The 25,299-nt window shown below is 66.2% G+C and carries 26 protein-coding genes; 11 read left to right on the forward strand and 15 right to left on the reverse strand.

Annotation, left to right across the window (positions count from 1 at the left end):
* Positions 1-77 precede the first annotated feature (77 nt).
* Positions 78-1,028: a helix-turn-helix domain-containing protein gene (locus tag WCD74_RS03030; protein WP_337693333.1), complete on the reverse strand. Its 951-nt coding sequence runs from the start codon at positions 1,026-1,028 to the stop codon at positions 78-80.
* 139 nt (positions 1,029-1,167) lie between these two features.
* Between WCD74_RS03030 and WCD74_RS03035 the strand changes: the two genes are divergently transcribed.
* Both WCD74_RS03035 and WCD74_RS03040 read left to right on the forward strand, forming a co-directional pair.
* Positions 1,168-2,025 carry an alpha/beta hydrolase gene (locus WCD74_RS03035; RefSeq protein WP_337693334.1) on the forward strand — a complete coding sequence of 286 codons (858 nt, stop codon included), beginning with the start codon at positions 1,168-1,170 and terminating at the stop codon, positions 2,023-2,025.
* 76 nt (positions 2,026-2,101) lie between these two features.
* Positions 2,102-2,500, forward strand: coding sequence for a hypothetical protein (locus tag WCD74_RS03040; RefSeq protein ID WP_337693335.1), 399 nt, complete (start codon positions 2,102-2,104; stop codon positions 2,498-2,500).
* A 15-nt stretch (positions 2,501-2,515) separates the two neighbouring features.
* Here the strand turns inward: WCD74_RS03040 and WCD74_RS03045 are convergent, their stop codons facing one another.
* A complete protein-coding gene (locus WCD74_RS03045) occupies positions 2,516-3,520 on the reverse strand; it encodes a hypothetical protein (protein ID WP_337693336.1) in 1,005 nt (334 codons plus the stop codon).
* Between the two features lie 888 nt (positions 3,521-4,408).
* On the opposite strand from WCD74_RS03045, the gene WCD74_RS03050 reads away from it, so the two are divergent.
* Positions 4,409-5,125, forward strand: a complete 717-nt coding sequence (locus WCD74_RS03050) for a hypothetical protein (protein WP_337693337.1) — start codon at positions 4,409-4,411, stop codon at positions 5,123-5,125.
* A gap of 47 nt (positions 5,126-5,172) precedes the next feature.
* On the opposite strand, the gene WCD74_RS29910 is transcribed toward WCD74_RS03050, so the two are convergent.
* The 10 genes from WCD74_RS29910 to WCD74_RS03095 all read right to left on the reverse strand — a co-directional run bounded on the left by WCD74_RS29910 (position 5,173) and on the right by WCD74_RS03095 (position 17,143).
* Positions 5,173-6,231, reverse strand: a complete 1,059-nt coding sequence (locus tag WCD74_RS29910) for a DNA cytosine methyltransferase (RefSeq protein WP_373696022.1) — start codon at positions 6,229-6,231, stop codon at positions 5,173-5,175.
* 2 nt (positions 6,232-6,233) lie between these two features.
* The gene (locus WCD74_RS03055) at positions 6,234-6,977 is read right to left on the reverse strand and encodes an MAE_28990/MAE_18760 family HEPN-like nuclease (protein WP_337693338.1); all 744 of its coding nucleotides are present in this window, start codon (positions 6,975-6,977) and stop codon (positions 6,234-6,236) included.
* Positions 6,978-6,985: 8 nt separating this feature from the next.
* Complete coding sequence (locus WCD74_RS03060) at positions 6,986-8,044, reverse strand: DUF262 domain-containing protein (protein WP_337693339.1); 1,059 nt, start codon at positions 8,042-8,044, stop codon at positions 6,986-6,988.
* A gap of 120 nt (positions 8,045-8,164) precedes the next feature.
* Complete coding sequence (locus WCD74_RS03065; RefSeq protein WP_337693340.1) at positions 8,165-9,325, reverse strand: DNA cytosine methyltransferase; 1,161 nt, start codon at positions 9,323-9,325, stop codon at positions 8,165-8,167.
* A 155-nt stretch (positions 9,326-9,480) separates the two neighbouring features.
* Positions 9,481-9,867 carry a very short patch repair endonuclease gene (locus WCD74_RS03070; RefSeq protein WP_337693341.1) on the reverse strand — a complete coding sequence of 129 codons (387 nt, stop codon included), beginning with the start codon at positions 9,865-9,867 and terminating at the stop codon, positions 9,481-9,483.
* Between the two features lie 173 nt (positions 9,868-10,040).
* On the reverse strand, positions 10,041-10,799 hold the full coding sequence (locus tag WCD74_RS03075) for a DUF6339 family protein (RefSeq protein ID WP_337693342.1): 759 nt from the start codon (positions 10,797-10,799) through the stop codon (positions 10,041-10,043).
* Positions 10,796-11,659 (reverse strand): hypothetical protein, encoded by an 864-nt coding sequence (locus WCD74_RS03080; protein ID WP_337693343.1) that lies wholly within the window; start codon positions 11,657-11,659, stop codon positions 10,796-10,798. The genes WCD74_RS03075 and WCD74_RS03080 overlap by 4 nt, the downstream gene beginning before the upstream one ends.
* 29 nt (positions 11,660-11,688) lie before the next feature.
* Positions 11,689-13,284 (reverse strand): hypothetical protein, encoded by a 1,596-nt coding sequence (locus tag WCD74_RS03085; protein WP_337693344.1) that lies wholly within the window; start codon positions 13,282-13,284, stop codon positions 11,689-11,691.
* Between the two features lie 272 nt (positions 13,285-13,556).
* Positions 13,557-14,549, reverse strand: coding sequence for a PD-(D/E)XK motif protein (locus WCD74_RS03090; protein ID WP_337693345.1), 993 nt, complete (start codon positions 14,547-14,549; stop codon positions 13,557-13,559).
* Positions 14,546-17,143 carry a Z1 domain-containing protein gene (locus tag WCD74_RS03095; RefSeq protein WP_337693346.1) on the reverse strand — a complete coding sequence of 866 codons (2,598 nt, stop codon included), beginning with the start codon at positions 17,141-17,143 and terminating at the stop codon, positions 14,546-14,548. Before WCD74_RS03095 ends, WCD74_RS03090 begins: the two co-directional genes overlap by 4 nt.
* Positions 17,144-17,779: 636 nt before the next feature.
* Here WCD74_RS03095 and WCD74_RS03100 point away from each other — a divergent pair.
* The 8 genes from WCD74_RS03100 (at position 17,780) to WCD74_RS03135 (ending at position 23,031) form a co-directional block, all read left to right on the forward strand.
* On the forward strand, positions 17,780-18,808 hold the full coding sequence (locus WCD74_RS03100; protein ID WP_337693347.1) for an HNH endonuclease: 1,029 nt from the start codon (positions 17,780-17,782) through the stop codon (positions 18,806-18,808).
* A gap of 305 nt (positions 18,809-19,113) precedes the next feature.
* Complete coding sequence (locus WCD74_RS03105) at positions 19,114-19,620, forward strand: hypothetical protein (RefSeq protein ID WP_337693348.1); 507 nt, start codon at positions 19,114-19,116, stop codon at positions 19,618-19,620.
* 85 nt (positions 19,621-19,705) lie between these two features.
* On the forward strand, positions 19,706-20,029 hold the full coding sequence (locus WCD74_RS03110) for a DUF6247 family protein (RefSeq protein ID WP_337693349.1): 324 nt from the start codon (positions 19,706-19,708) through the stop codon (positions 20,027-20,029).
* A 3-nt stretch (positions 20,030-20,032) separates the two neighbouring features.
* Positions 20,033-20,314, forward strand: coding sequence for a hypothetical protein (locus WCD74_RS03115; protein WP_337693350.1), 282 nt, complete (start codon positions 20,033-20,035; stop codon positions 20,312-20,314).
* A 42-nt stretch (positions 20,315-20,356) separates the two neighbouring features.
* Positions 20,357-20,680, forward strand: coding sequence for a hypothetical protein (locus WCD74_RS03120; protein ID WP_337693351.1), 324 nt, complete (start codon positions 20,357-20,359; stop codon positions 20,678-20,680).
* Positions 20,681-21,534: 854 nt separating this feature from the next.
* On the forward strand, positions 21,535-21,873 hold the full coding sequence (locus tag WCD74_RS03125) for a hypothetical protein (protein WP_337693352.1): 339 nt from the start codon (positions 21,535-21,537) through the stop codon (positions 21,871-21,873).
* A 193-nt stretch (positions 21,874-22,066) separates the two neighbouring features.
* Complete coding sequence (locus WCD74_RS03130) at positions 22,067-22,528, forward strand: hypothetical protein (protein ID WP_337693353.1); 462 nt, start codon at positions 22,067-22,069, stop codon at positions 22,526-22,528.
* A 179-nt stretch (positions 22,529-22,707) separates the two neighbouring features.
* On the forward strand, positions 22,708-23,031 hold the full coding sequence (locus WCD74_RS03135; protein WP_337693354.1) for a hypothetical protein: 324 nt from the start codon (positions 22,708-22,710) through the stop codon (positions 23,029-23,031).
* Between the two features lie 432 nt (positions 23,032-23,463).
* Here the strand turns inward: WCD74_RS03135 and WCD74_RS03140 are convergent, their stop codons facing one another.
* The 3 genes from WCD74_RS03140 to WCD74_RS03150 are packed head-to-tail and all read right to left on the reverse strand — an operon-like array spanning position 23,464 to position 24,613.
* Positions 23,464-23,805 (reverse strand): nucleotidyl transferase AbiEii/AbiGii toxin family protein, encoded by a 342-nt coding sequence (locus WCD74_RS03140; protein WP_337693355.1) that lies wholly within the window; start codon positions 23,803-23,805, stop codon positions 23,464-23,466.
* Positions 23,784-24,101 (reverse strand): nucleotidyl transferase AbiEii/AbiGii toxin family protein, encoded by a 318-nt coding sequence (locus WCD74_RS03145; protein ID WP_337693356.1) that lies wholly within the window; start codon positions 24,099-24,101, stop codon positions 23,784-23,786. Before WCD74_RS03145 ends, WCD74_RS03140 begins: the two co-directional genes overlap by 22 nt.
* Positions 24,101-24,613, reverse strand: coding sequence for a helix-turn-helix domain-containing protein (locus WCD74_RS03150; protein WP_337693357.1), 513 nt, complete (start codon positions 24,611-24,613; stop codon positions 24,101-24,103). The genes WCD74_RS03145 and WCD74_RS03150 overlap by 1 nt, the downstream gene beginning before the upstream one ends.
* Positions 24,614-25,299 lie beyond the last annotated feature (686 nt).

Below are 25,299 nucleotides of genomic sequence, written 5' to 3' on the forward strand. Positions count from 1 at the left end.
CTCCTCGTTGAACTCGCTCGTGACCCGCGCCACGACTTTGACGGTGGCGTCGACTATCTGACACGAGCGAAGGTTCGTCAAGGGCGAGGTGCGGCGCCCGCCCGTCGTTCGCTGGGAGTCAGGCCGAACGCGGCCCGGAAGCGGCGCGAGAAATGGGCGGGGTCGCGGAAGCCCCACTCCGCGGCGACGGTGGCGATTGCCTTGTGTCGCGAGCCGGGGTGGCCGAGCTCGTCGTACGCGCCCTCGAGGCGACGCGTGATGATCGACTGCTCCAGGCTGGCCCCCGACCGCGCGAAGAGCTCGAACACCTGCCGTCGGGAGATGTTGTGGACCGCCGCGATCTCATCGGCGCCGAGGTCGGGGTCGCGCAGGTGCTGGCGGACGTACTCGTGGATGCGGGCCAGCAGGGTCTCGCGATGGACGGTGCGCGTGTCCGCGTCCGAGCTGGTCGACGAGGCGAGGAGGGCCCGGACGAGATCGATGCTCGCCGCGCCCACGGACGCGGCCTGCGCTCCGGCGGCGACCTGGTCGGCTACCCGGAACAGGTCGATCACGTGCCGCGCCACGAGTCCGGCGAGTGGACCGTCCTGCAGTCGCGGCGCGGCGGCGCGCACGACCTCCGGTGAGAGACCGAGCGCGTCGAGGGGCACCTGCAGCGCCCGCGACGCACCCGTCGTCGTCCAGGAGAAGGCGAACGGCGAGGCGAGGTCGACGAGCATCAGCTCCCCCGCGGCGACCTCCCGACGGTGCCCGAACTGCTCGTGCCGTGCGGTGCTGCACTCCTGCACGGCGAGGGCGATGATCGGCGCGCCGTCGCTGCGGGCGCGGCGGGCGTCGCGGGACATGGCCATCCCCGACGAGGCGCTGCGGAACAGGGTCAGCCGGCCGAGCTGCCAGAGCTCCATGCGCGCGTGGAGGTCGGCGTGCGGAGTCAGCGTGACGCTCGCGGCGCTGGCCTCGGCCATCAGCGACGTGATGCGCTCGGCGCGGACCTCGGCGGGCACGTCCCGGGAGTCGAGCACGAGCATGACGTCATTCCTCCGGCGAGGTCCTGCTCACCGAGCGTAGAGAATCGCCGGCCGTGGCGATACCGGAATCCGCACGCAGGGACCAGAATCCGGCATCGTCGGTCAAGGACGTGACGTTGCGACTACTTATCGTCACCGCATGACTGATGCGCCCGACACCATCGTGCTCGTCCACGGCTTCTGGGTGACCCCGCGGTCCTGGGAGCACTGGATCGCCCGCTACGAGAGCCAGGGGTACCGGGTGATCGCGCCGAGCTACCCGGGCTTCGAGGTGGAGGTCGAGTCGCTCAACGCGGATCCCTCCCCCGTCGAGGCGATCACGGCGTCGTCGATCGTCGAGCACCTCGATCAGGTCGTCCGCGCGCTGCCGACCCCGCCGATCATCATCGGGCACTCCGCCGGCGGGGCGTTCACCCAGATCCTGCTCGACCACGGGCTGGGCGCGGTCGGCGTCGCGATGAACTCGGCACCCACCGAGGGCGTCCCGGTGGTGCCGTTGTCGCAGGTGAAGGCCACGTTCCCGGTGCTGAAGAACCCCGCCAACCGGCACCGGGCGATCCGCTACGACTTCGAGCACTGGAACTACGCCTTCACCAACACCTTCCCCGAGACCGATGCGCGCGCCCTCTACGAGCGGTACGCGGTGCCGGTGTCCGGCAACATCATCTTCGAGAGCGCGCTGGCCAACCTCACGCCCGGCCACCAGGGCACGTGGGTCGACTACCACAACGAGAACCGCGCGCCGCTGCTGTTCGTCGCCGGCAGCCGCGACAACATCATGCCGCCGAAGGTCCAGTGGTCGAACGCCGCGCACTACAAGGCGGAGTCGACGATCACCGACGTCGTCGAGTTCGGCGGCATGCCCCACCTGCTGCCCGCCGCGCCGGGGTGGGAGGAGATCGCGGACTACGTCCTGGCCTGGGCCGTCCGCCACGCGACCACCCCGCCGCCGATCGTCGCCGCTCCCCCGGCGCCCGTGGAGGCGATCACCGTGTGACGGTTGGGGCTCGTGTGTCGTCCCTCCGTGCCGCATCATCGTGCCGTCCCTGTTGTCCGGGCGGTCGGAGGTGCGCGTGCACGTCGAACTGCTGACCCAGCGTGTGGTCGAGCTGATCGAGGGCTCGGCCTTCCCGCACCTCGACCACCGGTCGGTCCTCGCCGCCCTCGCGCTCGTCCTCGCGGGTGCCGGGCTGGTGATCGTGCGGGACTACGCGCTGGGCGGCGGCGACCGGCTCCCCCTGCTGGTCGCCGAGCCCTTCCCGCGGGTCGAGGCGTCGCTCGGGGTGGTGCCGGCGCTCGGGGGCGTCGACGACGAGCTGGGCGCGCGGCTCGTGCGCTACGCGCAGCACCCGGCCGTGGACGGCCTCGTCGTCGTGAACGCCTTTCCGGACCTGATCCCGCGGCCGCGGTTCGTCGATGGGATTCCCGTCCGGACGGCCGTGGCGGGCGCTCGCGCGGAGAGTGACGCCTGAGCGTCGCCTCCTGAGTCAGAAGTCTGCGATCACGAAGAGCGCCCAGCCGCAGCCGACCGCGCCGGTCACCGGCGCCAGCACGTAGCGAGGGTCGGGCTGCCGAAGCACTCCCGAGGCCGGCTGCGACGCCCAGGCCGAGCAGGACGCCGGTCGTCGGGACGGTCGCCCGGGTCGCAGGCCACCGGAAGGCGCCACCGGCCGCGGCCGCGACTCCACCCCCGACCACCAGGCCGCCGACCAGGAACCCGACCAGTGCGGCCACCCAGGCTGGCGCGCCGAGTGACGCCGCCACGCCGAGGGCCCCGACGGTCGCGCCCGCGGCGCCCCGACACCGAACGCCAGCGACCCGAAGGCATCCCCGCGCCGCGCCCACCGCTCACGAGGAAGCGTCACGAGCTCGGCGACACCGGCTCCCCCCGCAAGCCCGACCGACGCCCCGCAGTAGGCCCCGGCACAGGCGCCGAACCACCCGTCGGCCAACGCTCCGATCAGCACCCCGACGACGACCCCGACGACCAGACCGATCCGGCGGGCCCGCCGCACCCAGACGTCGTTGTCGTTCTCGTCGTAGGCCACCTGCGGCCGAGCTTCGGCGCGGCTCAAGGCGAGCGAGCCGAGGCTTCCGGCCAGGACCGGAGCGACGACGAGCCCCAAGGACCAGGCATTCGGTCCTGTGGCCGCCGTGTAGCCGGCCAGGAGCATGGTCCACGAGCCCACGATCGCCGGCACGACGTGGAGAAGGCCCTCGAAGCGTCGCACCGCGAAGCGCGCCAGGTCCTCGGAGAAGTGGTAGGCGGCGTAGAGCGTCGGCGCGCAGGCCCCGAAGACGGTGAGCAGCAGCAGGATCACGGCCCACGCCAGGGCGCCCGAGTCGTCCTCGAGCAGGGCCCAGCGCGCGAGGGCGCCCGCAATCGCCCCGCAGACGAGCGGCCCGACGCAGACGGCCAGCAACACCTCGCGGGTCGAGTCCGCGACCATCCACCGCGGAACCGGAGGTACCCGGAGGTGGAGATCGCTCATCGCACCCTTCCGCGAGTCGCGCCTCCGTCGAGCGGCTCCGCCACGCAGAGCGCGCGGACCGGCCCGGTCGCGGACCGGGTGGTCCAGTCGGGCACCTGGACCCCGAGGTGCCGCATCGAGAACCCCAGAGGCACCGGCGGCACGCCCGCACACCCATTCGCGGGCCGGAAGATGGGGGACCCGTCCTCCGGTCGTGGGGTTCCCGGAGGCGCGATCACCGCGGTCCCGACGATCTCCGCATCGTGCTCCTGGTCGCACGGCACGAGCGCTCCGCCGGGCACTTTCCCGAGGTCGAGACAGGTGCCGACCGGGGGCCACACACTGGCCGAGGTGAGGTCGACCAGCGGACGGTCGGCGACCGGTCGATAGAGGACCATCGCGAGGACCACGACGCCAGCGAGTACGAATCCGACGACCAATGGCGCCGCGGTCGCCTCCCGGAGCGGCGGGCGCATCGTCGACCTCCTCGCGTCTCGGTGGCTCGTGCAGTGTGCCAATTCCTCCTCGACGACACGACCACCACGAGTGGTCGTCGCGTGCTCGACTCGGCTACGTGCCGCGGCCCGGTGACCCGACGCCGGAGTCGAGGCATCCCGGGAGATGGCGACGACCGCGGCCGCGTTGGCGTAGGGGCACGACGGCCTGGCGGCTCGCGGTCGGTCGATCACCGCCGACTGGACCTGCTGTGCTGCGCCCGCCGCGCTGAGGCCCGGATCGAGGAGCGACGCTCGAGCCGCCCTGCAGTCGGGTAGACGTTCGGCGCCGGCTGGCCAAGCCGCGAGCAGTACAACCGCCACGCGATCGACCATCGTCGGCGTGGGCCCCAGCGAGGCCGACGTGACGGTTTCGGCATGATCGCGGCACGCCGCTGAACGAGGGGGACGCACAGTGACGATCGACGAAGCACGCGACGAGCCGACTCCGGACGACGAGCAGCAGACGGGACGAGCGCTCCGGCTGCTCGACCGCGCGATCGATCTCCAGCAACCGCTCGTAGCGGCTCACGTCCGCAAGCTCCGGGAGCGCCACCCCGAGGAATCCGCGAGCGAGATCTGCAAGAGGCTGGAGCGCCAGTACCTCGCGGCGGTAACCGGGTCAGGTGCGGCCGTGGGCGCGGCGGCTGCGGCGCCCGGAGTGGGAACCGCTGCGTCCCTCGCGATGAGCGCGGGCGAGACCGTCACCTCACTCGAGGCGGCAGCACTCTTCGCGCTGTCCTACGCCGAGGTACACGGCGTCCACATCGCCGACGTCGAACGGCGGCGAACCCTCCTCCTCTCCCTCCTCCTCGGCGACGGCGGCTCGACGTTCGTCTCCAAGGCGGCGGGACGAACGGGTAAGCATTGGGGTCGGCTCCTGGTCGACGCGATCCCCATGACGAAGATCAACCAGGTCAACCGCGTGCTCGGCGGACGGTTCATCACGAAGTACGGCCAAAAGCAGGGGATCCTCGTGCTCGGCCGAACCGCACCGTTCGGCATCGGCGCAGGGATCGGCGCGGCCGGGAACGCCGCTGTCGGGTGGACGGTCGTCAAGGGCGTGCGGCGAGCGTTTGGAGACGTTCCCGAAGACCCTGGGCACCTGAAGGGCCGTCACTCGGAGGACTAACGCCAAAGGGTGAGCAGAACACAGATTGGCATCTTGAGGAAGAACTCTCAGTAAGAGCGGGAGAAGAGCCGATCAACCTCCTCTCGAATAAGTCTTCCTATCGCTTCGCCGAGTCTCACCGGAACAGCGTTGCCTATTAATCGCCCGAGACGGTTGAATCGAACCAATTCGCCCGAGCGGACGAACTTGTACTCTTCCGGGAACGTCTGCAGCATAGCAGCTTCACGCAGAGAGATAGCTCGATCTTGGTCTGGATGACCGAATCGTCCATTACCATACCCGAAACATTGGGTTGTGATCGTAGGAGCTATCTTGTCCCACTCCATGCGGCCATACACGCTTGGGTAAGTTGCACCTGTATCTTTCTGGTGGCAGTGAGAAAGTAGCGATTTGTCCCAATCTCTCCAAGTACCTCCTGGAGCAGAAGCCCGTATCCTTTGCATGTTGAGCGGACTTAGCTGGGGAGAGATATGAAGCGGGTCTACCGCATTGGATTCCCCGGCGCGGAGCAAAGGGAGTTTGCCAATTGTCTCCCGAACCGTGGGAGCCAGACTTGTTTCTGCGTCGACTCCCCTCCCTAAGGGCCCGTGCCGGGAGGCGACCAGGACCAGACGTTGCCTCGATTGCGGAACTCCGACGCGGGAGCACTGAATTCGCGCCGAGCGCAGGTCGTACCCGCGTAGACTTAGGATGAAATCTTGAAAAACCTTATGAGACTTCAGCTGTGGAACATTCTCCATTGTAACGAAGTCCGGTTGTAGCTGCTCCACCAAAGTGCCAAAGCGCCTCAGGAGGCGCCAGTCCTGCCCCCGCGATTTCCCTCTGTCCCCTTGGCTATAGGTACTAAAGGGTTGACAAGGAGCACAGCCAGCTAGAAGCGAGTACCGACCCTTCGATAGTTCGCTTGCGATTTCAGATACCTTAAGCTCGTCGACGTCCTTCTCGAGGAACCGCGAGTTATTGTTCTCCTCATAGGGGAATTTGCATGCCGGATCAACATCAACGCCGAGGCGGACATCGACCCCAGCCCGAGCTAGTCCATGGGTCAACCCACCTACACCACAGAACAGATCGACTGCGGAAATGCTTGGGCTTAGGGTATCCACGCCTATCCGGCTTCCTGGCTGGGCCTACGGTCTTCCAGCACAAACATGTGGCTTTCAATGAAAACGATAAAACTCGAGACAAATTCACGTACATACGCTTCTAGGGCGTCGGTAGTACGCGTAAGTTCGTCTGTCGCTACACCATCAGCACACTCACGGAAAGACAGTGATCCATGAGCTAGCCTGTTGCGTCGATCACGTACCAATTTCAGCGCGCCAAGGCTGTCCCGTATCGGACGCTTAGCTGCGGCCTGCGTTTCTGCGGCAAAGCGAAAGTTGCAGCCTAGACGTTGCCCGAGTCTGTAAATCTCTTCATCATCCCAATTCCCACCTCCACCAACATCAATCGCAAACTTGCCAAGAGGAAGCTGACCCATTAGGTGTTCGCACAGGATCATGGCGTTCTCGAGTCTCCTCTCGGGCGACATCTCGGTGTGAGTACGCGCCATATGGCGAACCCACTCCCGCTTCAATTGTTCGGCGAGATCAGTCGGCTGCCATCCTCCGGTTTCCAAGGCTCCGCCAAGAGCTTCAAGGCACCTGCTGACTAGGGCCTCCGTGAGGCTGTACAGTTGGAGATACACAGTGGAGGCAAGCACTCGTTGTTGAGAAACCGTGATGGGCGCTTTGGACTGTTCAAGGCGCGGAACACCGGTGGCTGCCTCCTGTTCAATAGCGCGAAGCAACTCTATATAGTCACGAACTTCGCTGATTCGCTCGTCTAAGAATTGAATGAGCTCGCTCACGTTCTCACTCATTCGGCCTGTCCAAGTAGGCGGTCTCGCACATAGTCGAATCGACCGCGAAGTCGTGCGACTGCATTGGCACCGTCGGAGCTGGTGCGTTCGACGAAAGCGTTCGAATTAATCCAAGATGGGACTGCCAACTCGGCTGAATCGACAGTCGCGAGCTCAGGCTTCGCGGACATCGCCAGGTAGGACCCGACCGCGATGGCTTCGAACCTCGCCTTAGCAGTGGCCTGACTGCGAGCGTTCTTCTTAAAGCCGTACGGGAAGTTTCTGTCGACAAACGAAACCATACGGAAAAAACGCTCCGCATAGGAATCGGCCAGCTCTGGGTCCGCTGCAAATTTCTTGTTCATGATCTTCGCGTACTCGAAAACGAACTCGCTCGGCCGGTCGTGGTACCCGTCTAACCCGTCGCCGTAAGCAAAAAATCGAGCCACCAGCTCCTCTCGGGCGCGCTCCTTCTCGCTCTTGGCCGACATGGGAGTCAGTTCCACGAACCGTTCGTCTCGAGCGAGTGTGATCACAAGCTGCATGAATGGCCCGCCCAGAGCGCCTCGACGCAACTCCGCCGGATTCGCAATCTTGCTTCCCGTGTTGATGCGCTCGAACATATCGAAGCGAGCGGCTTCATCAGCATGTTCGTTCAGAACGATTCCGCGAATAGAGCGATTGCGAAACTTACGCTGCCGGGACGCGGGAAGATCCTTGAACCCGAACCCTGAGACAGCACTTAGCTGCTCAAGCTCACCAAGACGGAAGTCCCCCAGGAGGAACTCCTCCAAAGTTCGCAGTCTTTGCGAGCCATCTACGATCTCAAGTCGCCCGTCGGGCATCTCCCAAAAGAATATGAAAGGAATCGGAAGACCCATAAGGAGAGACTCAAGGAATCGCGATTTTCTGATCGCCTCCCAGGTAAACTCCCGTTGATAGGGTGGGACCTCGTACTCACCGTCTCGCATCTTCTGAGCGAGAATCTCGATGGACAGTTCAGTGATGTAAAACTCGATGCGCTTAGATTGTGCAACGATCTGCGCTTCAGCCGCCTCAACGTCTAGCATCGACATCTGAACTATGTCTCGCTTACTTCCAGACACGCTGGGCCCCATCGGATAGTGATCGTAGCTGCCTGCAGGCGACTAATAGCAAGCTGGAGTGATGCACATAACTGACACAACACGCTGAGCCTACACACCTGACACCTCGGAATCGGCGAACATGCCAGTCTCGCGCACGTCCATTCCTCCATCCCTCATCAGGTAATACTTAAGATGGGCGGCTAAATTGGACGCCAACCCAACTGGGACAGCGTTGCCGATCTGCTTGGCGATCTCAACCTTCGAGCCGCACCACTTGTAGCTCTCGGGAAAATCCTGGAGATACGATGCTTCGAGATGGGTGATTACCCGATTGACGCGTCGCGACGAAGATTCGGCCTCCCACTGAGGGTGAAGATACTGACCCTTCTCAGGCTTGAAAAACTCGGTACGAATCGTCAGAGACGGAGCGTCCCAGCGCATCCGGCCCATGACGTCCGTGGTTCCGGTCGCCTTCTTCCGCCAGCAGTTGGGGAGCAGCTCGTCGGGGAGATCGAAGCGACCGCCTCCGGGCGGCACGCAGTCGTACCGCTGGAGCGATATCTCCTTCGGCCGGCGACCGAAATGAAGGTCGCGAGCCTTGAATTCGCCGGGAAGAACGCGCCCAAAATGCTCGACGTACATCTCGGGCAGGTCAGACGTGTCCGGCCGCTCCGGAAGGCCGAAAATGCGGGATCGGACGGTCTCCCAGGGCTCCATCCCAAGCTGTGGCAGATTTGAGTGCGTAGGCTCCGGTAAAGGGACGCGGCCGACCCTCGAGCCGATCAGGATGGTCCGCGGCCGCCGTTGTGCCACCCCGTAGTCGGCGGCCAGAAGGACACGGGACTCCAAGTGGTAGCCCTCAATCATGCCTCCGGGCTTCACCTCATCATGCAGCAGCTGGTACTCGGCGCTCCTCGAGAACCTCGCCACGTTCTCCACGACGAACACGCTGGGCTGAGCCACCCGCACGAAGCGCAGGTACTGCTTCCACAGCTGGTTCCGAGGGTCGTCGACGTCCTTGCTGCCGAGGTTCGAGAAGCCCTGGCAAGGTGGCCCCCCGATGACCACGTCGGCCTCGGGGATGTCGTCGTCCCCGAAGTCGGCGATGTCGCCCCAGTAGATGTGGTCTTCGCTGAAGTTGGATGCGTACGTGGCCGCGGCGGCCAGGTTCCACTCGACGGCCTGCACGGGGGTGAACCCCTGGTCGACGAAACCCTGGGTCATCCCACCGCACCCTGCGAACAGGTCGATCACGGTCAGCGGCCTCATGACACCCATGTTATTCGCCCCCACCGACAATGCCCAGCGTCAGACCGGCCGGGCAGCCTGTGCCCACGGTGCCGCATGGCTGTTGAGGCCCTTCATGCAGGGTCCCTGGCCAAGCTGGGGGCGCGCCGCGGCCATGAGACCGGCAACGTTCGATGTCACTGCCGGGCCTCGCGCCGACGCTGGACGACCGTCTCGATCGAGTCGACGACTACGACCGCATCCTCGTGCTCCCAGAAGCGGAGGACCACCCATCCCAGAGTCTGAAGATGCCTATCCGTGTCGCGATCCCGTGCCACGTTCTTCTCGAGCTTCGCCGCCCACCAACTCCCGTTGGCCTTGGGTGAGGTCCGGTGCAGGGGACATGCGTGCCAGAAGCAGCCGTCGACGAACACCGCCACCTCGGCCCGCGTAAAGAGCAGGTCCGCGCGGCGCCGGGGCATGCCCGGTATCGGAGCATCGACTCGATAACGCAGCCCGCGCCGGTGTGCCTCCTTGCGCACGAGGAGCTCCGGGCGGGTGTCTCGTCGGCGAGCTGCGCTCATGCGCTCACTCACCGCCCGGGACGAGGGCAGTGGGCCGTTCTTCAAGGTCCAGCCCCTCTCATCCGCCCGCCTCGGCCTGCAGCGGTCTCTAAGCAGGTTTGTCAACACGCTGCGTACCTCAGCACCGGGCTCGGCCGAGGCCGGCCGGAGTGACTAGTCCGCGGCCCCGCACCTCAGCCGAGACGCTTCAACTCGGCCACGGACTGGGTCGCCTCCCATCGCAACTGTGCGGTCAGTTCGCCGATGTCCAACGCATCGAACTCGACCAGCGCTCCGGCGCGGAGCAGCCGCTTCAACAGGTCTCTGAGCACGAGTCTGCTGGGCAGACCACCGCGATCGATGCTCGGCCACGTATCGACCAGCGCCCTGATGAGGGTCCGGCTGCCTCCCAACAGTGAACGTCGCGCGTAGATCTGGTCGAAGTCCGACTCGCCCAGGACGCCCAGGAGCCGGTAGCGATCGCCGTAGGCCTCGGGCAGCACGAGGAGATGAGAGCGCCACCACAGGCGACCCCACACGTGGCGCGTGATGTCAGTGGCAAGGATCCGTTCCTCGGGCGGCCTCGGGTATCTCCAGTACGACACGTCCGGGAGAACCACGAGTGCGAGGAACGCCCAGATCGACCGCACGGCAGCCTCGGCCGCGACCAGCCCACAGCGCTCGTGCAGGAGCTGTGCCACCTGTCGGTCGAACACCGCGTGGTCACCTGAGGGGGTCGGAAAACCCGTCTGGATTGCGAACTCGATTATCTGGCCACGCAGCTCACGTAGATGCTCACCCGGGACGCGCTGACCGCCCGTCGCAGCGAAGATGGCCGACGGATGGGAGAAGGCGGCATGTCGGCCTAGGTCGTCGATCGACATGCGGCAGTACCGGTAGTGCAGCTCGGACGCCGCCCCGTCCAGGAGCCTCGGATACAGAATGCTGCTCATGCGGTGGCCAGCAGGTCCGTCGCACTCTGCAGGCGGGTGGCGAAGCGAATGGGCTCATGGGACCGCTCCCGCCTCAGCATCTCGAGCGTACGGTCGGGGAAGGTGTTGCGCACGACCGCAACCAGCAGCGCTCCGATGGATCCCGCCGGATAGTCCTCCTCCATGTCGAAGACGTCGTCCACGATCGCGCGCTCGATCAGCGAGCGGATCACGTCGGAGCGGACTACGGACAGGACCCTCCGGTCCGCATCAGACGGGTCGCCGGCAGAGGTGAGCGCGTTGACGACGGCCTCCCGCCGCTTGTTCGCCAGCAGCAGGATCGATCCGAGCGCCTGCGCGTCGAGATTCTGTCCGAGTTCGAGGTGCCAGGAAGCGCCCGTGGGATAGACGAGTTGCTGGAAATCCGCCACCGCGAGCGGGAAGAGGACGTTGTCACCCTGGAGGAGGGCCGACCGGACATCCCGCCAAAGGACGCTGCCGGGCCGAGTAGGGGCGGCCGCCGACTCCACCTCGATGCCGCGGTACCCGAGCGTCACGACGGTCTCGAGGTCGAGCTGCCCTCCGAGTTCGTCACCGGGCAGATCGAACGCGATCTCGACCTCCATCTCGTCATCCGCAGGCAGGACCTGCTGCCAGACACGGCCCCGAAGTCCTGAGCTGGACGAGGACCAGAGAACTGACAGGACCAAGGTCGAGTCCGGACCCAGTCCGGTGGAGCGCCGCGCGCGAAGGCCGTCGACCCGCATCGGCCGCCGCAGGCGGAGGACCGAGTCGTAGTCCCAGTCCGGGAGTTCAGCCGATAGCTCGACGAACTCCGAGGCCGTTGCCATCAACCACGGCCCGGCGGCGACCACATCCACCGGAGGCCGTCGGTACGGATAAGCCCGACTCACGATGCACCCTCCTCGTTCTTGGTCGCCAGGACCGCGATGTCCGTGACCGTGTCGGGGACCGGGATGACAATTAGACCGACTTCTGCCGGGGTGGCGACGACGCAGTGGTCTCCACCGATCTCTCCGTCCGGCGTCGACCACGCGAGGATCTCGGGACGCCGGCCACCGGCCGGAGCGTCGTCCTCCCTCGCGCGACTGCCCAGCCCGACCGACAACTTGGCCTCGAGTCTCGCCGGGCCGGGGCCGCTGACCGAGAACCTCTGCATCAGGACCACTCGGCCCGCACGCTCGTCGACGATCGGCTCGGTCAAGGCGGAGATCCGTGGTCGGCGTCCCGGGGAGGGACGCCCTCCGCCAGAGCCGTTCCCTGACCCGACCGCTCGCCCGCCGCCTCGGGATCCCGCGCCCCCGACTCCGTCGTCGGGCTGGGCGAAGGCAGCCGCGACGATGCCACCGAGGAAGCTGCTGGCCGCACCCAGCGCGACTCCGCTCTCCGCCCGGCTCGTGGTGACTTCGGTAGTACGGAACTCGTCCAGCTGTTCCTTGATCCTCCGGAACGTCGTCCGGACGAACGTCTGATCATTGCCGGTCAGCTGCTCGTGTACCCAGTTGTCGTGCGTCGGGGGCTCGGCGGCCGCGTAGACGTCGTCCAGCTCGTCCACGGCTCGGAACACTCCGGCGTAGGCCCGGTTGACGGAACCGGTCTCGGTCTGGCTCAGGTACTTCACGACGAGCTCGGGTGATCGCATCAGGCAGATGTGGTGCGGGTCGCCGGGTACACCCGCACAATCGGCTGCGAGCGTCACCGAGTCCTTCGACATGGGCACGACGAAGTCGTGCTGGACCGCGAACCGGCCGAGCGCACGCCGCGGACGCTTGCACTCCAGGACGGTTCCATGTCCATCACGTTGCTTGCGGTACGCGGCGACGAACATGTCGAGCGGATAGGTGGCGGCAGGGTCCGGCACCCGGAACACGGATCCGTTGGAGACGACCTCCGCAGCCAGGCGATCGTCTCCCCGCTCCGGGAGCATGATCGGCCACAGCTGCCACGCGATGGTGTTCGCCAGGTGATCTGCCGCCGTGTCAGAGTCGTCGTCGAACTCATCGAGATCGGGGTCGAGCACGATCAACGTCGTACCCGATTCGTCCTCGGCGAACGGAAGCAGTCCGAGGCTTCGCGCGACACGGTCCGCCTCGGGGCCGCGCAGGGGCTCGACGTGATCTCCCTGGACCTCGCCCCACCAGTGTCTTCCCGTGAAGGGCCGCGCTCCGGCGTCGACACGCTCGCTGCTGTCGAAAGAATCACCGAGAGCGATCCCGATGAGACGCGACTCGAGTCCGCGCCCGGGCTCATCGGTGCGCGAGTAGACGAGGATCGTCCCGACCTTGGACATGCGGTAGAGGACGGCCTTGCCGTACCCGTAGGTACCGCCTCCCTGCTCCGTGTCACGCTTCTCCCCGACATTGAGGACGAACGACACCCAGTCCTTCCGTCCAGTGGCCAGCTGGTCGGCTCGGGTCGGTCCGCCCAGGCCCTTCGTTCCGCGATCGACGACGGAGAGAAGCCGCAGATTCGGGGTGCGGACCACGCGGCCCACACCAAGATGCCGTTCGGTTGCGGGGGGTGGGGTGAGGAGGCGTTCCCAGACGGGGCGGTGCGTCGGAGCCACGGAGGTGAGCTCGAGGCGGTAGGTGGTCGGAACTTCTGCCTCTCGCAATCGCGCGTCCCAGGAGTTCTGCGCCGTCTCTCGTACAAAGACCGTCAGCGGGTCCACCGGTGGCCGACCGAGCTGATTGCGGATCCCCTCGGAAGCAATCGCTCCGGTCGGCGGGAACGGCTGTGACCACCATCGCGGCGAGATCACAAGAGCTCCAGGAGCGCACGCGCCGGGTCGACATCGACGACGCTCGAGGAGGCCGGAGGACTGTTCAGGTCGAGGTCGTAGTGCACGTTGTCGAGTCCGGCCAGTGCGGCGTCGCCGCTGAGGTCCGAGGTGGTGATGCGGGGAAAGCCGGCTCCGATCTCGTACACGGCCTGCTCCACCAGCTCGAAGGTCTGACGCGAGTAGACCTCGCGGTCGGTGATTGCGTACCCGACCTCGCGAAGGGCTGCCACGAAGCCCGGCGGATCGTCGACGAGTTCGGTAATCTCGTCGATGAGGTCGGGCAGCGATCGACCTCCGCCGTTGCTCACGCGCATCCACACGAGCAAGAGCCGAACCGAGTCGTCGGTGTCAAGCTGCTCGACACCGTGGATCCGTACCTGACGGCCTTCTACTGAGGTGGTGGTCTTGACCTCGACCGCCACCTTCCCACGGTGGAAGTCCTGCGACGTTCCCGTGTGTCCGGTCCAGTAGACGACCGCCCCCGGATCCTTCGTGACAAGAGCCTTCAGGATCAGGAGCTCGCCGAACAGCCCTGCCTGCTCGGCCGGCCCGAGCGCCCGGCGAGCTCCGGACAGGAGGGCCCGCCACTCGTCGAGAGCCCGACGGAGCACTGGGAGAGCACGGTGTGGCGCGGAACTGACACGCGTCAGTACCTCAGCACAGAGCGTGGTGAACAGGTCCGACAGAGCGTCGTCCACCAGACCGAGTGCAGCGTATGTGCGAAGACTCGTCTCGTCCTCGAGAACGGTCCTCCTCAGCGAAACGGCCCGACCGTCGAGGTCCTCCTTGATCGTGTGCTTCGGATCGACGGGCACGAGCAGGTGCTTGGTACCGTCGTCCCGAACCGCGATGAGTACGGGACCCTGGGGCGTGACGATTCCGACCTCCGCGGATCTGAAACGAGCCGAGGACGATCTCCGCCCCGCCACGTCCCAGAGCTCCTCGAGTTCCGTCGCGCTCGGGCTCACTCGTCCTCCTGCTCAAGCACGGAGTCGTCCTCTTCCTCCCGAGCAACCTGGGAGAGGTCGGCGCTCACGTACTCGACTTCGGAGTCCTTGCCGATCGGGTCGGGAAAGACGAGGGCGACACCCATGACGACATCGTCGGTCGGAGCGTCGAGGGGCACGCGATTCCTGCTCGTGGGCTCCGACTCGGGCTCGATGGGATAGAGAAGCAGCAGTCCCTCAGTGGGCCGCTGTTTCATGCGGAGCGCGACGAGTTGTTTGCGGCTCAGTGAGCTCGGACTGTCGGTGACGAGGTCGAGTGCTTCGTCGCGGCGGCTACTGAGGGTCTTGATGTCGGCAATACCGTCGAAGTCGTCGGCGTCGTAGGCGAGGCGAGCTCGCCTGACCATCCGCACTTCCACCCCGCTGCCGAAATTGCATGTCTTCGTGTCGGCGCCCGACCGGGAGTTGCCGATGACTCCCACACTCCACCGCCCGAGAGCGCCTTCACTGACTCTCTGAGTAATGTATTGAGAGATGCGAGCACTGTTGGCGTCCGACGACCGTTCTTGGAACGAATAGTCGTCGAGGAACTCCAGCACGTCCTCGTGCGGAACCTGCGTGAACAAGGCCGACTCGACGTGCGATTTCGTTTCGATGCCGTCCTTGAATGCCGCTTCCACCAGCTTGCGTGCGGCCGAGGCATTGCGGGCCAGCCATTGGCCTGCGCCCGGGCCGACGTCGAAGAAGCGTGACTCGACGAGGAGACCACCGTAGGCGGCGGAGGCCCTGACGGCGCTCGTCATCTTGGCCTTGGCGGTGATGCTCATCTTGGGGTGCGTCCGGAGGCGGACCGCGAAGTTGAGCGGGTCGACGCCGGGGTTCATGTAGCGGTTGATGTCCTGCCGCATCTCGGCCTCGACCGTCGCAAGGTGGCTGAACCAACCTCGGAGCTCGTTCGTCATCCAGATGCGGGGCAGGTCGCCGTAATTGTCCCGGTAGCCGAACCAACGTCCCATCTGGAGCAACGTGTCGTACGCCGTGACGGCCCGCACGAACAAGCTCGACACCAGGCCCTCGAGCGTGAGACCTCGCGACAAGGTGTTCCCGCCGACCGCGATGGCCGTGACCGGTCCCGACTCGTAGTCGAGACGATCGGTGCTCCTGTAGTTGTCGATCACGACCTTCGTGTCGAGCACCACCGTCGGGAGCTGCTCAAGCAGCGCATCGAAGGCCACAGCGGTCTCGCCGAAGTCGGACGCCGGCACCCGATCCGTCTCGTCCTCCCACGTTGCAGCGAGCCGGTCCAGGAGGGCCGCGTCGCCCTTGTCGAGGCCGGTCAACATCCGAGCCCGAAGTTCGAGCAGAGGCTCCTTGAAGCGCTCGTGCACGGCCGTCTCGGTGGTCGTGTGGATCAGCATGGAGGAGTGTGGGTTTCCCCCGCCGCGGACGCGCCGAGCCGCGGTCGCGAGCCAGAACCATTCGACCGCGCGCCGGAGGGACGGCACCATGCCCGGCTGGAAGTCTGCGGCCTCCTTCTTGTTCCGTGGCTTGAGCTCGTCGATCTCCGGATCGGGGACCGACCGGATCATGTCGTAGCCACCGTCGAGGTCGGACGCGTCCTCGCCGGGCAACAGCTCTCGCCCGAAGAGGACCTCGCCGCCGTGGTAACCGGTCGGTTGCGGAAGATTGACGATGAAGTCCCGTGGATAGAAATCCGACTCGTCCGCGGGGTTGATGAGCAGGTTCGCGAACGGGGTCGCGGTGTAGCCGACGTACCCAACCTTGGGGAACCTGTCGAGCAGCCCGTAGAGGAGAGGATTGATCTTCGCTGTCGCCACGGTGCTCTGGTCGGCCTCGTCGTCGATGATCAACGTGGGACACTTGTCGAGGTACTCACCTGCAGACGCCAACCACTTGCTCAGCTTGCGAAGGACCACGGCATTCTTCTTGACCACCAGCAGGAGATGCTGGTCCCTCGCCGCGAAGAACGCCTTGGGATTCCCAGGCGGAACGAAGTCGTGCTGATCGGTCGTCACCTCGTGCCAACGGTCCGGGTTCGACCTGACGAGGTCCCTGGCCAACCTCAGCTGGGTCTGGCGGCGAAGGGTGTTGTGGATGCCAGAGAGGACGATGAACAGTTTGTATCCACGATCGGCGGCCTTCGCCATGACTGCGGTGAAGTTGGTCGTCTTGCCGGATTGTACGAAGCCGACGACCAGCCCACGTGTCCGGTACTTGTCCTGCTTGGGATGATCCAACAGAGACAGGACCTTGGTCGAGCTCTCATCCACAGACTCGATATTGCTCTGGCCGAAGTTCTTCCGGTCCATCGAGGCTTTGATGGCAGGCCAGTTGCGGTCTTTCACCATGTCGGGCCCGAGGTACCAGGTGATGCGCCCGTTGCGCCAGACTGACGGTGGCTCGTCGAGATCACGAATACGGACGGTCTCTGCCTCATGTTTGAGACGCAGCTTCTCGATCAGTTCAGGAGACCGGCCCTCGAAAATGTCGTTGAGCACCTCTTGCGGGGAGTCGATGTCGGCGTACTTGAGGAATACCTTGTACGCCTTTTCGACCTCTTCGTCGGACACGCCACCGCTCACATCGACCCCCATCGCCCGCTCCTACGCAGCGGCGCGACACTAGCCGGATCTACGACCGGCGCCGAGAAGAACCCCACCCGTCCGCGTGAACGCACTGCCTAACTCGTTCGACTGGTCGAAGATCAACACAACGCTCCGTACAGTACTGGGTGCGATCGGTAGCAGGGTGCCGTTGCGAAGACCGAGAAGCGCCCGCCCCGCTGGAGACGGAGAAGACAGGGCGTTCGATCGCTCCATGGATCGCCGCTCGCATGAGCTGTGGCCCGTGGAGCCCTGCAGGACGCTTGAGGCCGGGCGCCTGCCCGCAGCGGTCGACGACGCACGGCTCGTGGATCGGCAGCCTCGGCGAGACTCGGAGTTGACGCCGCGCCTCCGCTGACTCCCCGCGGAAGCTGTCGTGGTCGTCGAGCGGTCCGATGCCGGCCCAGAGACGGGCAGGCTCCGAGCCGGCAGCGAGGCTTCAGTCCCGCTGCGGCGATCGCTTCAGACCGACCAGGCGGCAAGCGTTCGACCAGCAGCGACCTGGTTGATGCGGTTGTGGACGATGCCGACGACGAGGCACAGCCCGCCAGCGAGAGGTCGACGCTCCCCCGACTGCGCAGAGGCCGACTCCGACAGCCGGGAGCACCAGTCGTCTAAGATTCTACGGTGGCTTTCGATGACGTGACCGGCGCCGCGGTGACCGCCGCCCTCCAAGAATTCGACCGCCTGGGCCGCGACCAGTTCCTTGAGGCAACGGGCTTCGGTCACGCTAAGAGCTACTTTCTCGAGCACGATGGAAATCTGTACGATTCGAAAGCAATTGTCGGATACGCGCACGGAATCAGTGGAGATAGACCCTGGCGCGCCAGCGACTTCAGCGGCGGGGAGAAGACCGTCGCGGACCTACTCCGGGCTCTGGGCTTCAGCGTCCGCTTCGTTCGCAACCCTGCGTGGACGCGTGACGAGATAGTGTTGGCCTGCGCACTCGTCGAAGCACATGACTGGCGAACAGTCGCACAAGAACGACCGGAAGTCGTCGAACTGTCGCGACTCTTGCAATCTAGAGCAATCCATCCACTGGAAGGTCGAACCTCGGATTTTCGGAATCCCGCAGGTGTTGAGCGCAAGACCGGCGACCTTGTCTCATGTCTCCCCGGCCACCGCCGCACGAACGGTAACCGACTCGATATCGAGGTGGTTGATGCATTCCGCGCCCGACCCTCGGAGATGCGAGACGAGGCTCGAGCAATAGAGGTGGCACTACGAGAGTGGGGCGACGGTCCGCATAGTATCGAGGACCCGGACCTACTCGATGTCTCCGCTAACGAGGGCAGTGCAGTCCTCCGCGCACACCTTCGTCGCGAGCGCAGCGCATCGCTTAGGCGTCGGAAGATCGCAGACGCGCGTCGACAAGGTCGTGAAATCGCCTGCGAAGCGTGCGGCTTCAATTTTGAAACTACCTATGGAGACCGAGGAGCAGACTACATCGAGTGCCACCACCGCACTCCCCTTCATGAATCCGGCCCTGTAAGAACTCGCCTCGACGACCTCGCCCTCATCTGCTCGAACTGTCATCGAATGATTCACCGCACGGTCGCGTGGCTCAGGGTTGACGAGCTCACTGACCTACTCCGACGGCAACGTGGCCAAACGACCGTTGCTTCGCTCGACCGCCCGGGGTCAGAACCAGTTTGACCACGGCGGACAACCGGTGTTGTCGCCGTTGGCGCTGAGGGCACGACGGACGACCTCGGCGACGTTACCGGCGAGGACGTCGGGAGCCGCCGTCGCGTCGAGAGTCGGAAGACCGCCGCATCGTCGGGGAAGCGGCTCGAGACGCCGTTCGAGTACCGCCGCGCGCAGCGACTCGTAAAGCCCCTCGTCCACTCCCCCAGGCACGGGACGGCGCCTGCCACGGCGGCGATGCCTGCCGACGGGCGAGGCCTGTAACAAGATCTCAACCGAGGCGATGTCCGATCTAGACCTTGATCGGAGGACCGGTGACCATCGAGACCCGACTCGCCCCGCCCGTTGCTGCTGCAGTCCCGGACCCGCGCCTGGCGAGCATCATCGCGTCCGCTGAGGCCGGCGAGGCGTGCCCCGGCGTCATCAACCTGCTGGTCGGGAGCTGGCTCATCCAGGGCCGGCCGGTCAGCTCGGAGATCTTCCTCCAAGCGTCGTTCGACTCCATGTGCCAGTCCGTGCTCGCTGTCAAGCAGCCCCGGCGGTCCCGAATCCCCGAGGCTGAGCGGGTCCAGCGCGCGCAGGAGGCCGTCGCCCCTGGGTTCGCTGCTGTCGAAGCACCTGAAGCTGACGCCGACACGCTGTGTCTCGCGGACGTCTCCCTGGCCGCCAGCAGCGGGCCGTCGTTGCATCCGCCGGCCATTCGAGTCGCCGCGTCGTCCGTCATGGCGTGGTGGATCACCGACTTCGAGGTTCGTGAGGAGAGGGCGAGAGGCACGGGTGTGGGCGTGGGAGTCGGGGTGGAGTTCGTCTACGAGGTGTGAGCTGGCAACCGCACCGCGGCGTCCCTATGCCGGGCTGGTTGCCGAAGCGGCCGTGGCTGTCGGGTGCAGCCGCTACGGTGATGCCGTGACCACGTCGACGTCCCCTCGGCCCGAGCGGCGAGGCTCGCTGGCGCGAGGCGCGTCGCCCGCCTCGATCCGGGCAGCGCTGTTGTCTGAGGACAAGGCCGTCTTCGACGCCGCCTACGAAGGCGCACTCGATCAGGCCCGACGCGACTACGACCTCGCGGCCCTGCACTCGACTCTCGAGAACTGGCGCAGGCAGGCCATCGCGCAGTCTGATGCCGAAGCCTTCCAGCTGATGGTCCGTCGCGCGGCAGCCTTCTTCAGCGGGGAACCGGTGCCGTCCGATGAGCCCTTCGCTGTCACCCGTGCCAAGGCCGGTATGTAGCGGGTGTACCGCGTCGAGCCGGTCGGCGAGGACATTGCTGCCGCTGTCGACGAGCTGCCTGAGCGATTCCTCGTGGCGTTCGCGGAGCTGCGCGTCGCGTTGGAAGTCGCTCGATGGAGTGTCGGCGGGCCCTACCACCCGGCCAATCCCTCCGGCTCTCGATCCGCCACCTTCGGACCCGACGACCGCGAACTGGTGGTCTCCGCCGTCGAGGACAGCGATGGGGCAGTCAAGTCTGTTGAAGTGTGGCGGGCGTCGATGAGTGCGTGGCGGCCGCTCATGTGAATTGTCCGGAAGAGGGGCCGATCCGACACGTAGCATCCGTGCGTGCGCACCACGCTGTCCATCGACGACGACGTCATGATCGTAGTCCGTGAGCGTGCTGCACGGGAGAAGCGTGCGGTCGGTGAGGTCCTCTCCGAGCTGGTTCGGACCGCGCTGAGCGTTCAGGTCCGCGATCGACCCAACGTTGAGGCGTCCCGTCATGGCCTCCGACCACTGCCGCGGCGCGGACCCGTGGTCACGAATGCCTTGGTTGATGAGCTGCGCGACCCGAAGGGACCGCGACGCAGGAGGCGCTCGGGTACCTCTTTCAGGAGCGCCGATCACTCGTCGATGGAGGCCTCGCAACGGCAGGCCGAAGCGACATAGCCGAGGTCCTCCGGACTCGCGTCGAAGGCCTGCGCGAGCGTGCACGTCAGGAACAGGACGAGTCGGTAGACGTCGACCGGAGCGTCGACGTCGAGTCCGTAGTTGGTGGACGGCCGTCGGGTGTCGTCAACCGGTGGCTATCCGAGCGCGAGCAGAGCGCGGTGGCCTTCGTTCGCGAGGCGCCTCGAGTAGGCACCGGAGTCCGCCTCGATCCAACAACCACCCTCGGGATGGGCGTGCATCTGGACGTACCGCCCCTGCGCCGCTGATACAACGAGGAACGCGTGGCCTGCGTCCAGCACGTCATGGACCAGCGTTCCGAGACGATGGCCGGCCTCAGCCCACGAACGCGCGCCCAGCGGCGTATCCCCCACGTCTGGACGGTCTCACGGGCGCCGACCCGTGTGATCGTGCCCTCGCCTGCTCTCGGGCCGCGGCAACGAAGCAGGTCCAGGTCGCGGGTGCCGGCGTCATCCGTCATAGCCAGACCACCCGTCTCGTCGTGTCCTCGACGCGAAGATCAGCAGGCCGCGGCCGCCGGGTCCGAAGGTCATCGTGCGAGAGCGTCGTAGGTTGGAGGCGACGAAGGGCCGGCCTACTCCGTGCGGGGCGTCGTCGATAGCGACGCGGACCTGACTCAGGCGCCGATCGCGATCGCGACGCTGACGGCGGCAAGGACTCCTGCCGCCCAGCTACGGACCTCCGTCATGCCGGGCCCATCGCGCTCGCGACGGCCTCGGGTTAGCCGAGCAGTGCGGTTTCACTCGGGCGGACGCCCTTCCGTGTGGAGCAGTAACGGATCTCCGTTGGTGGCGATGTGTGGGAGCAACGGAACTGATCGTCGGGGAGGCGTCATGATCGGCGGGTTGGTGGCTCTGGCCGCGGTGGGTCAGCTGTCGAAGAAGGCTGAGGAGCGACGGAAGGCGGCCGATGCGGCCGCGCGACGTGAGCGACGTCGGGCCCAGCCCATCCCAAAGGCGTTCGCTTGGGCCTACTCGGACGAGCAGAAGCGCGACCACGAGCGTTGGGTCTACGAGCAGTCGCTCGCCGCGATGCCGAGCGTCAAGGAACTCACGGACCGCGCGCGCAACTACGACCGGCTCGGGATGCCCGAGTCCGCGAACGCGATGCGGGCTCTCCGCGACATCACGCCGTCGTCGTCTGCCCTCGACCGCATCCGCCGGATGCGCTGACGTAGCGGACGGACCTGCCCGGGGACGTCGTCGGGAAGGTGTCACGCGGCGAGCACCCGGGGCGAAGAGCACAGGACCAGGGCTCCGACGCGGTCGCGGCAGACGCCGTCGCTCAGCCGGTCTTTGCTGTCAAAGTTCTTGGAACCGGTCGGCTCCTCGCTCACTCCAAGTGAGTAGAGGACCCGGAGGTCAGATGACGATGATCGCGAGAAGAACGGCGGCCACACTGTTGGCTGCGCTGGCAGTGGCGGCGCCGTCCGCAGGTGTCGCGGAAGCCGACCCGCGCCCCATATCCGACGAGGAGTACTTCGGACTGATCCTGCTGCCGCGTGACGAGGACGGCGTCGAGGTGCCGGTGCGGAACGGCGACCAGACGCTCGGCCATGCGAAAGCGTGCTGGAAGCACAATTTCTGCAGCCTCCGGGCTATCTCTCTGACGATCCAGGGAAGGCAGAACAAGCAGCCGCCCGAGGGGCCGCGCGTGGTGTACGTCGCGCACGCCGTCGGAGGCGGCTTCGACCTCCGAGTGCGGGTCGTGGTCGACACGAGCACCTTCACGCGTCGCGGGACGCCTCCTGACGGCCGCCCTACCGGCGTGATCACCGCCTACTGCGAGGGGATGGAACGCTGTCCCGACGAAATGAATCGGGCGTGATGCCGACTTCTAGGGTGGCGCTCGTGCACCTCGTGGCCGTGCTACCCGCCTGGATGGTCGCTGACGGCGAGTACGGCGACCTCGCCGTCGGACGTGCGGCCGAGTTCGGCTTCGCGTTGGAGCCGGAGTCGATGGACGTCGGGGCGTTCCCCCCGGGCTTCGCGCAGTCGGGAGACCGCGTGCCCGTCACGACGATCTCGGGCTCAGTGCTCCGGCCTTCGTCGCAGGCGCCGACGATCGTGGACGCGGGGGCGCTGATGCCCGTACTGCATGGCGCGGCTCCGTCCGGCGAAGCGGTCCTGGCGCGGGGTCGGCTCGTGGTCGAGCCCCTGCTGTGGTCGACGGACGGTGTCCTCTGGCCACTCCTCCCGGACGGCGTCCGGCTCTGGTCCGTCGACCGAATTCGTGAGATGGCGACGGACAGCACCGATCTCGACGTCAGTCCTGAGGTGTCCGAGGTCGATCACGAGGCCGTCTACCTGCTCGACCTGAGCAGACCTTGAGTCCGATCGGTCAGTGGACCAATGCCTCGAACTCGAGCCAGCAAGAGCGCCTCCACGTCGATCCCCGACCGGGATGCGCGCCGGACCCCGCCGCTCCGTGAAGCGCACGCGGAGGTCGAACGACGAAACGGCGACGGTCGCGGCCATGGCGTGCTGGCGGCCTCGCCGTGCGCGCCGCGGTCCAGAACACCTCGTGCCCCTTGGTGAACACCCCACTTCTCCTGGCCTGGTCGAGCCAGCGGCCGGTCTCGAACCCATCGAGCGGCCGCGGCCGCGGCGACTCCGCGGCGTACTCCTCCCCGACGGAGCGGGCCTCCGGATGCCCCTGCAGGAACGCCCCTGCCCATGGGAGCAGACCCGCCGCGCGGTGTGGCGCTGCTTGCATGGCGCCTCGAGGTCCCCGCGCAGCCAGCCGTCGACGGCCGTGAGAACTCACGAGCGCAAGTCGGTCGTCCAGTCACGGAAGAATCGCCGCACGGCGCCTGGTTGGTCGGTGGGTAGGTCCTCGTCGGAGAAGCGGTCGAGCGAGCCGATCATCTCGGCGAGGACAGCGGCATCGAATCCCTTGTCGAGCTCGGCCGCCCGTCGGAGGAGCAGCGAGGTCCCGAACCTTTCCGAGAGCACGAAGACATCGACGAAGTCACGTGCCTCGGCCCGGCTGAACAGCGCGAGCACCTTCTGCGCCGCCAGTTCCTCGGGATCGAACGCCTGGCCGACGGCGGTGGGCACTGGGGCGAGGAGGGCGGCGCCGTTCACGGCGAGATCGAGAAGCACCCGCTCCTCTGCCCCGTCCCCACCTCCATCTGACAAAAGGTCGGCGCACGTCGGACGATCGACACAGACCACCCGCGCCGTTCGATCTCCGCGAGGAAGGCATCCAGTGCGTCGTCCACGGTGCCATGAGAGCTGAAGATATCGAGATCCCTGCTTAGGCGGTCGGACAGACGAAGCGCTGCCAACGCACTGCCGCCCGCCAACCGGAACTCCGACGCCTCGGCCAGCGACGAGAAGGCTCGCGCGACCTCGGCCTGGAAGCGCGTCAGGCCGGCGGGGATGTCATCGTCGGCCATCACGCGGCCTCCCCCGCCTGCTCGAACACCGCCTCCCACGCTGCGTGGATGGGTCGCGGGAGCACCAGGTCAGGCCACACCTCGCACAGCAGAACTCCATCGACGTAGGCCAGGATGTCCTCCGGCAGGCCCTCGCGCAGGATGATCTCGTAGGCGCGCGCCCGCTGGTGGCGATCCGAGAGATCGAAGGCCCTGGGTGACGGCGACCAGTCCAGGTGCAAGGGAAGCGTCACCGTGGCCAGCGCACGCCGCGCGTCCAATCGAGGCAGGACCGTCGGGACGGAGGCTGGACGGCCGCGCGGGACCTCAACCGAGACGAATCGGGGACGAGGCACGAGCCGCACTTCGTGGTCCAGTGCCTCGAGAAGTCGGGTCACGGTGTCGAGTGTCGGCGACTTCCGGTCATGCTCGTAGGCCGAGAGCGTTTCTCGAGACGTTCCGACCCGCCGAGCCAGCTCGGCCTGGGTCAGCCCTGCCGCTCGGCGAGCAGCTGCTATCGCCTGTCCGTTCACGGCCCTAGCGTATCTCATCGGATACGCCTTCTCCTGGCATCCTTAGTCAGCGTCAAGAGACTGCTCGAGCGTGCGGATCCGAACACGACGAGTCTTAGCGACGAGGACGTCTTTCATCCAGGTGGACGCACCGAGGGTGCACCCCTGGACCATCAGGGGCGGCGCGCCGTCTCGAGATCTTCGTGGACCGCGTCGCGCAACTGGCGGCCGACGACGTCTCGCTCCTGCTCGACCCCTCGTTCGACTCGCTGAAATCGTAGTCCGACCAACTGTTGGCGCAGGTGCTCCTCGGCCTGGCCGAGCGGGTGCAGGGAGTCGGCGCGGGCCAGGCAGCCGTCCACTCGATGTTGCGGTCCCTGGGCTGGCAGCGGTCCTGAGCGAGGACGACTCGTGCAGCCCCTCGTCCGCTCCCGCCGGGATCGGCGCAGCCTGTCCTCGACCGCGTCGCGAACCCGACGGCGGAGCGCAGTCCGAGACAGTTGGAACCGTTTCGCGACGGGCGTGGTCCAAGCCGATGAGGAGCCCGGCCGGCGGGCTCCCCGTTCGGAAGGTAGCCCGTGATGCGGAGCTCTCCTCTCGCCAGACTCGCTGACACCCTCACCGCGGTCGCCGACCGCGTCGGGGGCCCGACGTGCGGAATGGTCCGACGAACGTCCGGGAGAACTCCTCGACTCGCGCGCCTCGTC

The sequence above is a fragment of the Actinomycetospora aurantiaca genome, assembly GCF_037401875.1.
GTDB classification, from domain to species: domain Bacteria; phylum Actinomycetota; class Actinomycetes; order Mycobacteriales; family Pseudonocardiaceae; genus Actinomycetospora; species Actinomycetospora aurantiaca.

Bases quoted from the DNA above. Each gene is read 5' to 3' on its own strand.
- WCD74_RS03030 (WP_337693333.1), bottom strand. From the start codon at position 1,028: ATGCTCGTGCTCGACTCCCGGGACGTGCCCGCCGAGGTCCGCGCCGAG.
- WCD74_RS03035 (WP_337693334.1), top strand. From the start codon at position 1,168: ATGACTGATGCGCCCGACACCATCGTGCTCGTCCACGGCTTCTGGGTG.
- WCD74_RS03045 (WP_337693336.1), bottom strand. From the start codon at position 3,520: ATGAGCGATCTCCACCTCCGGGTACCTCCGGTTCCGCGGTGGATGGTC.
- WCD74_RS03060 (WP_337693339.1), bottom strand. From the start codon at position 8,044: ATGTCGATGCTAGACGTTGAGGCGGCTGAAGCGCAGATCGTTGCACAA.
- WCD74_RS03065 (WP_337693340.1), bottom strand. From the start codon at position 9,325: ATGAGGCCGCTGACCGTGATCGACCTGTTCGCAGGGTGCGGTGGGATG.
- WCD74_RS03070 (WP_337693341.1), bottom strand. From the start codon at position 9,867: ATGAGCGCAGCTCGCCGACGAGACACCCGCCCGGAGCTCCTCGTGCGC.
- WCD74_RS03075 (WP_337693342.1), bottom strand. From the start codon at position 10,799: ATGAGCAGCATTCTGTATCCGAGGCTCCTGGACGGGGCGGCGTCCGAG.
- WCD74_RS03095 (WP_337693346.1), bottom strand. From the start codon at position 17,143: ATGGGGGTCGATGTGAGCGGTGGCGTGTCCGACGAAGAGGTCGAAAAG.
- WCD74_RS03125 (WP_337693352.1), top strand. From the start codon at position 21,535: ATGATCGGCGGGTTGGTGGCTCTGGCCGCGGTGGGTCAGCTGTCGAAG.
- WCD74_RS03130 (WP_337693353.1), top strand. From the start codon at position 22,067: ATGACGATGATCGCGAGAAGAACGGCGGCCACACTGTTGGCTGCGCTG.
- WCD74_RS03145 (WP_337693356.1), bottom strand. From the start codon at position 24,101: ATGGCCGACGATGACATCCCCGCCGGCCTGACGCGCTTCCAGGCCGAG.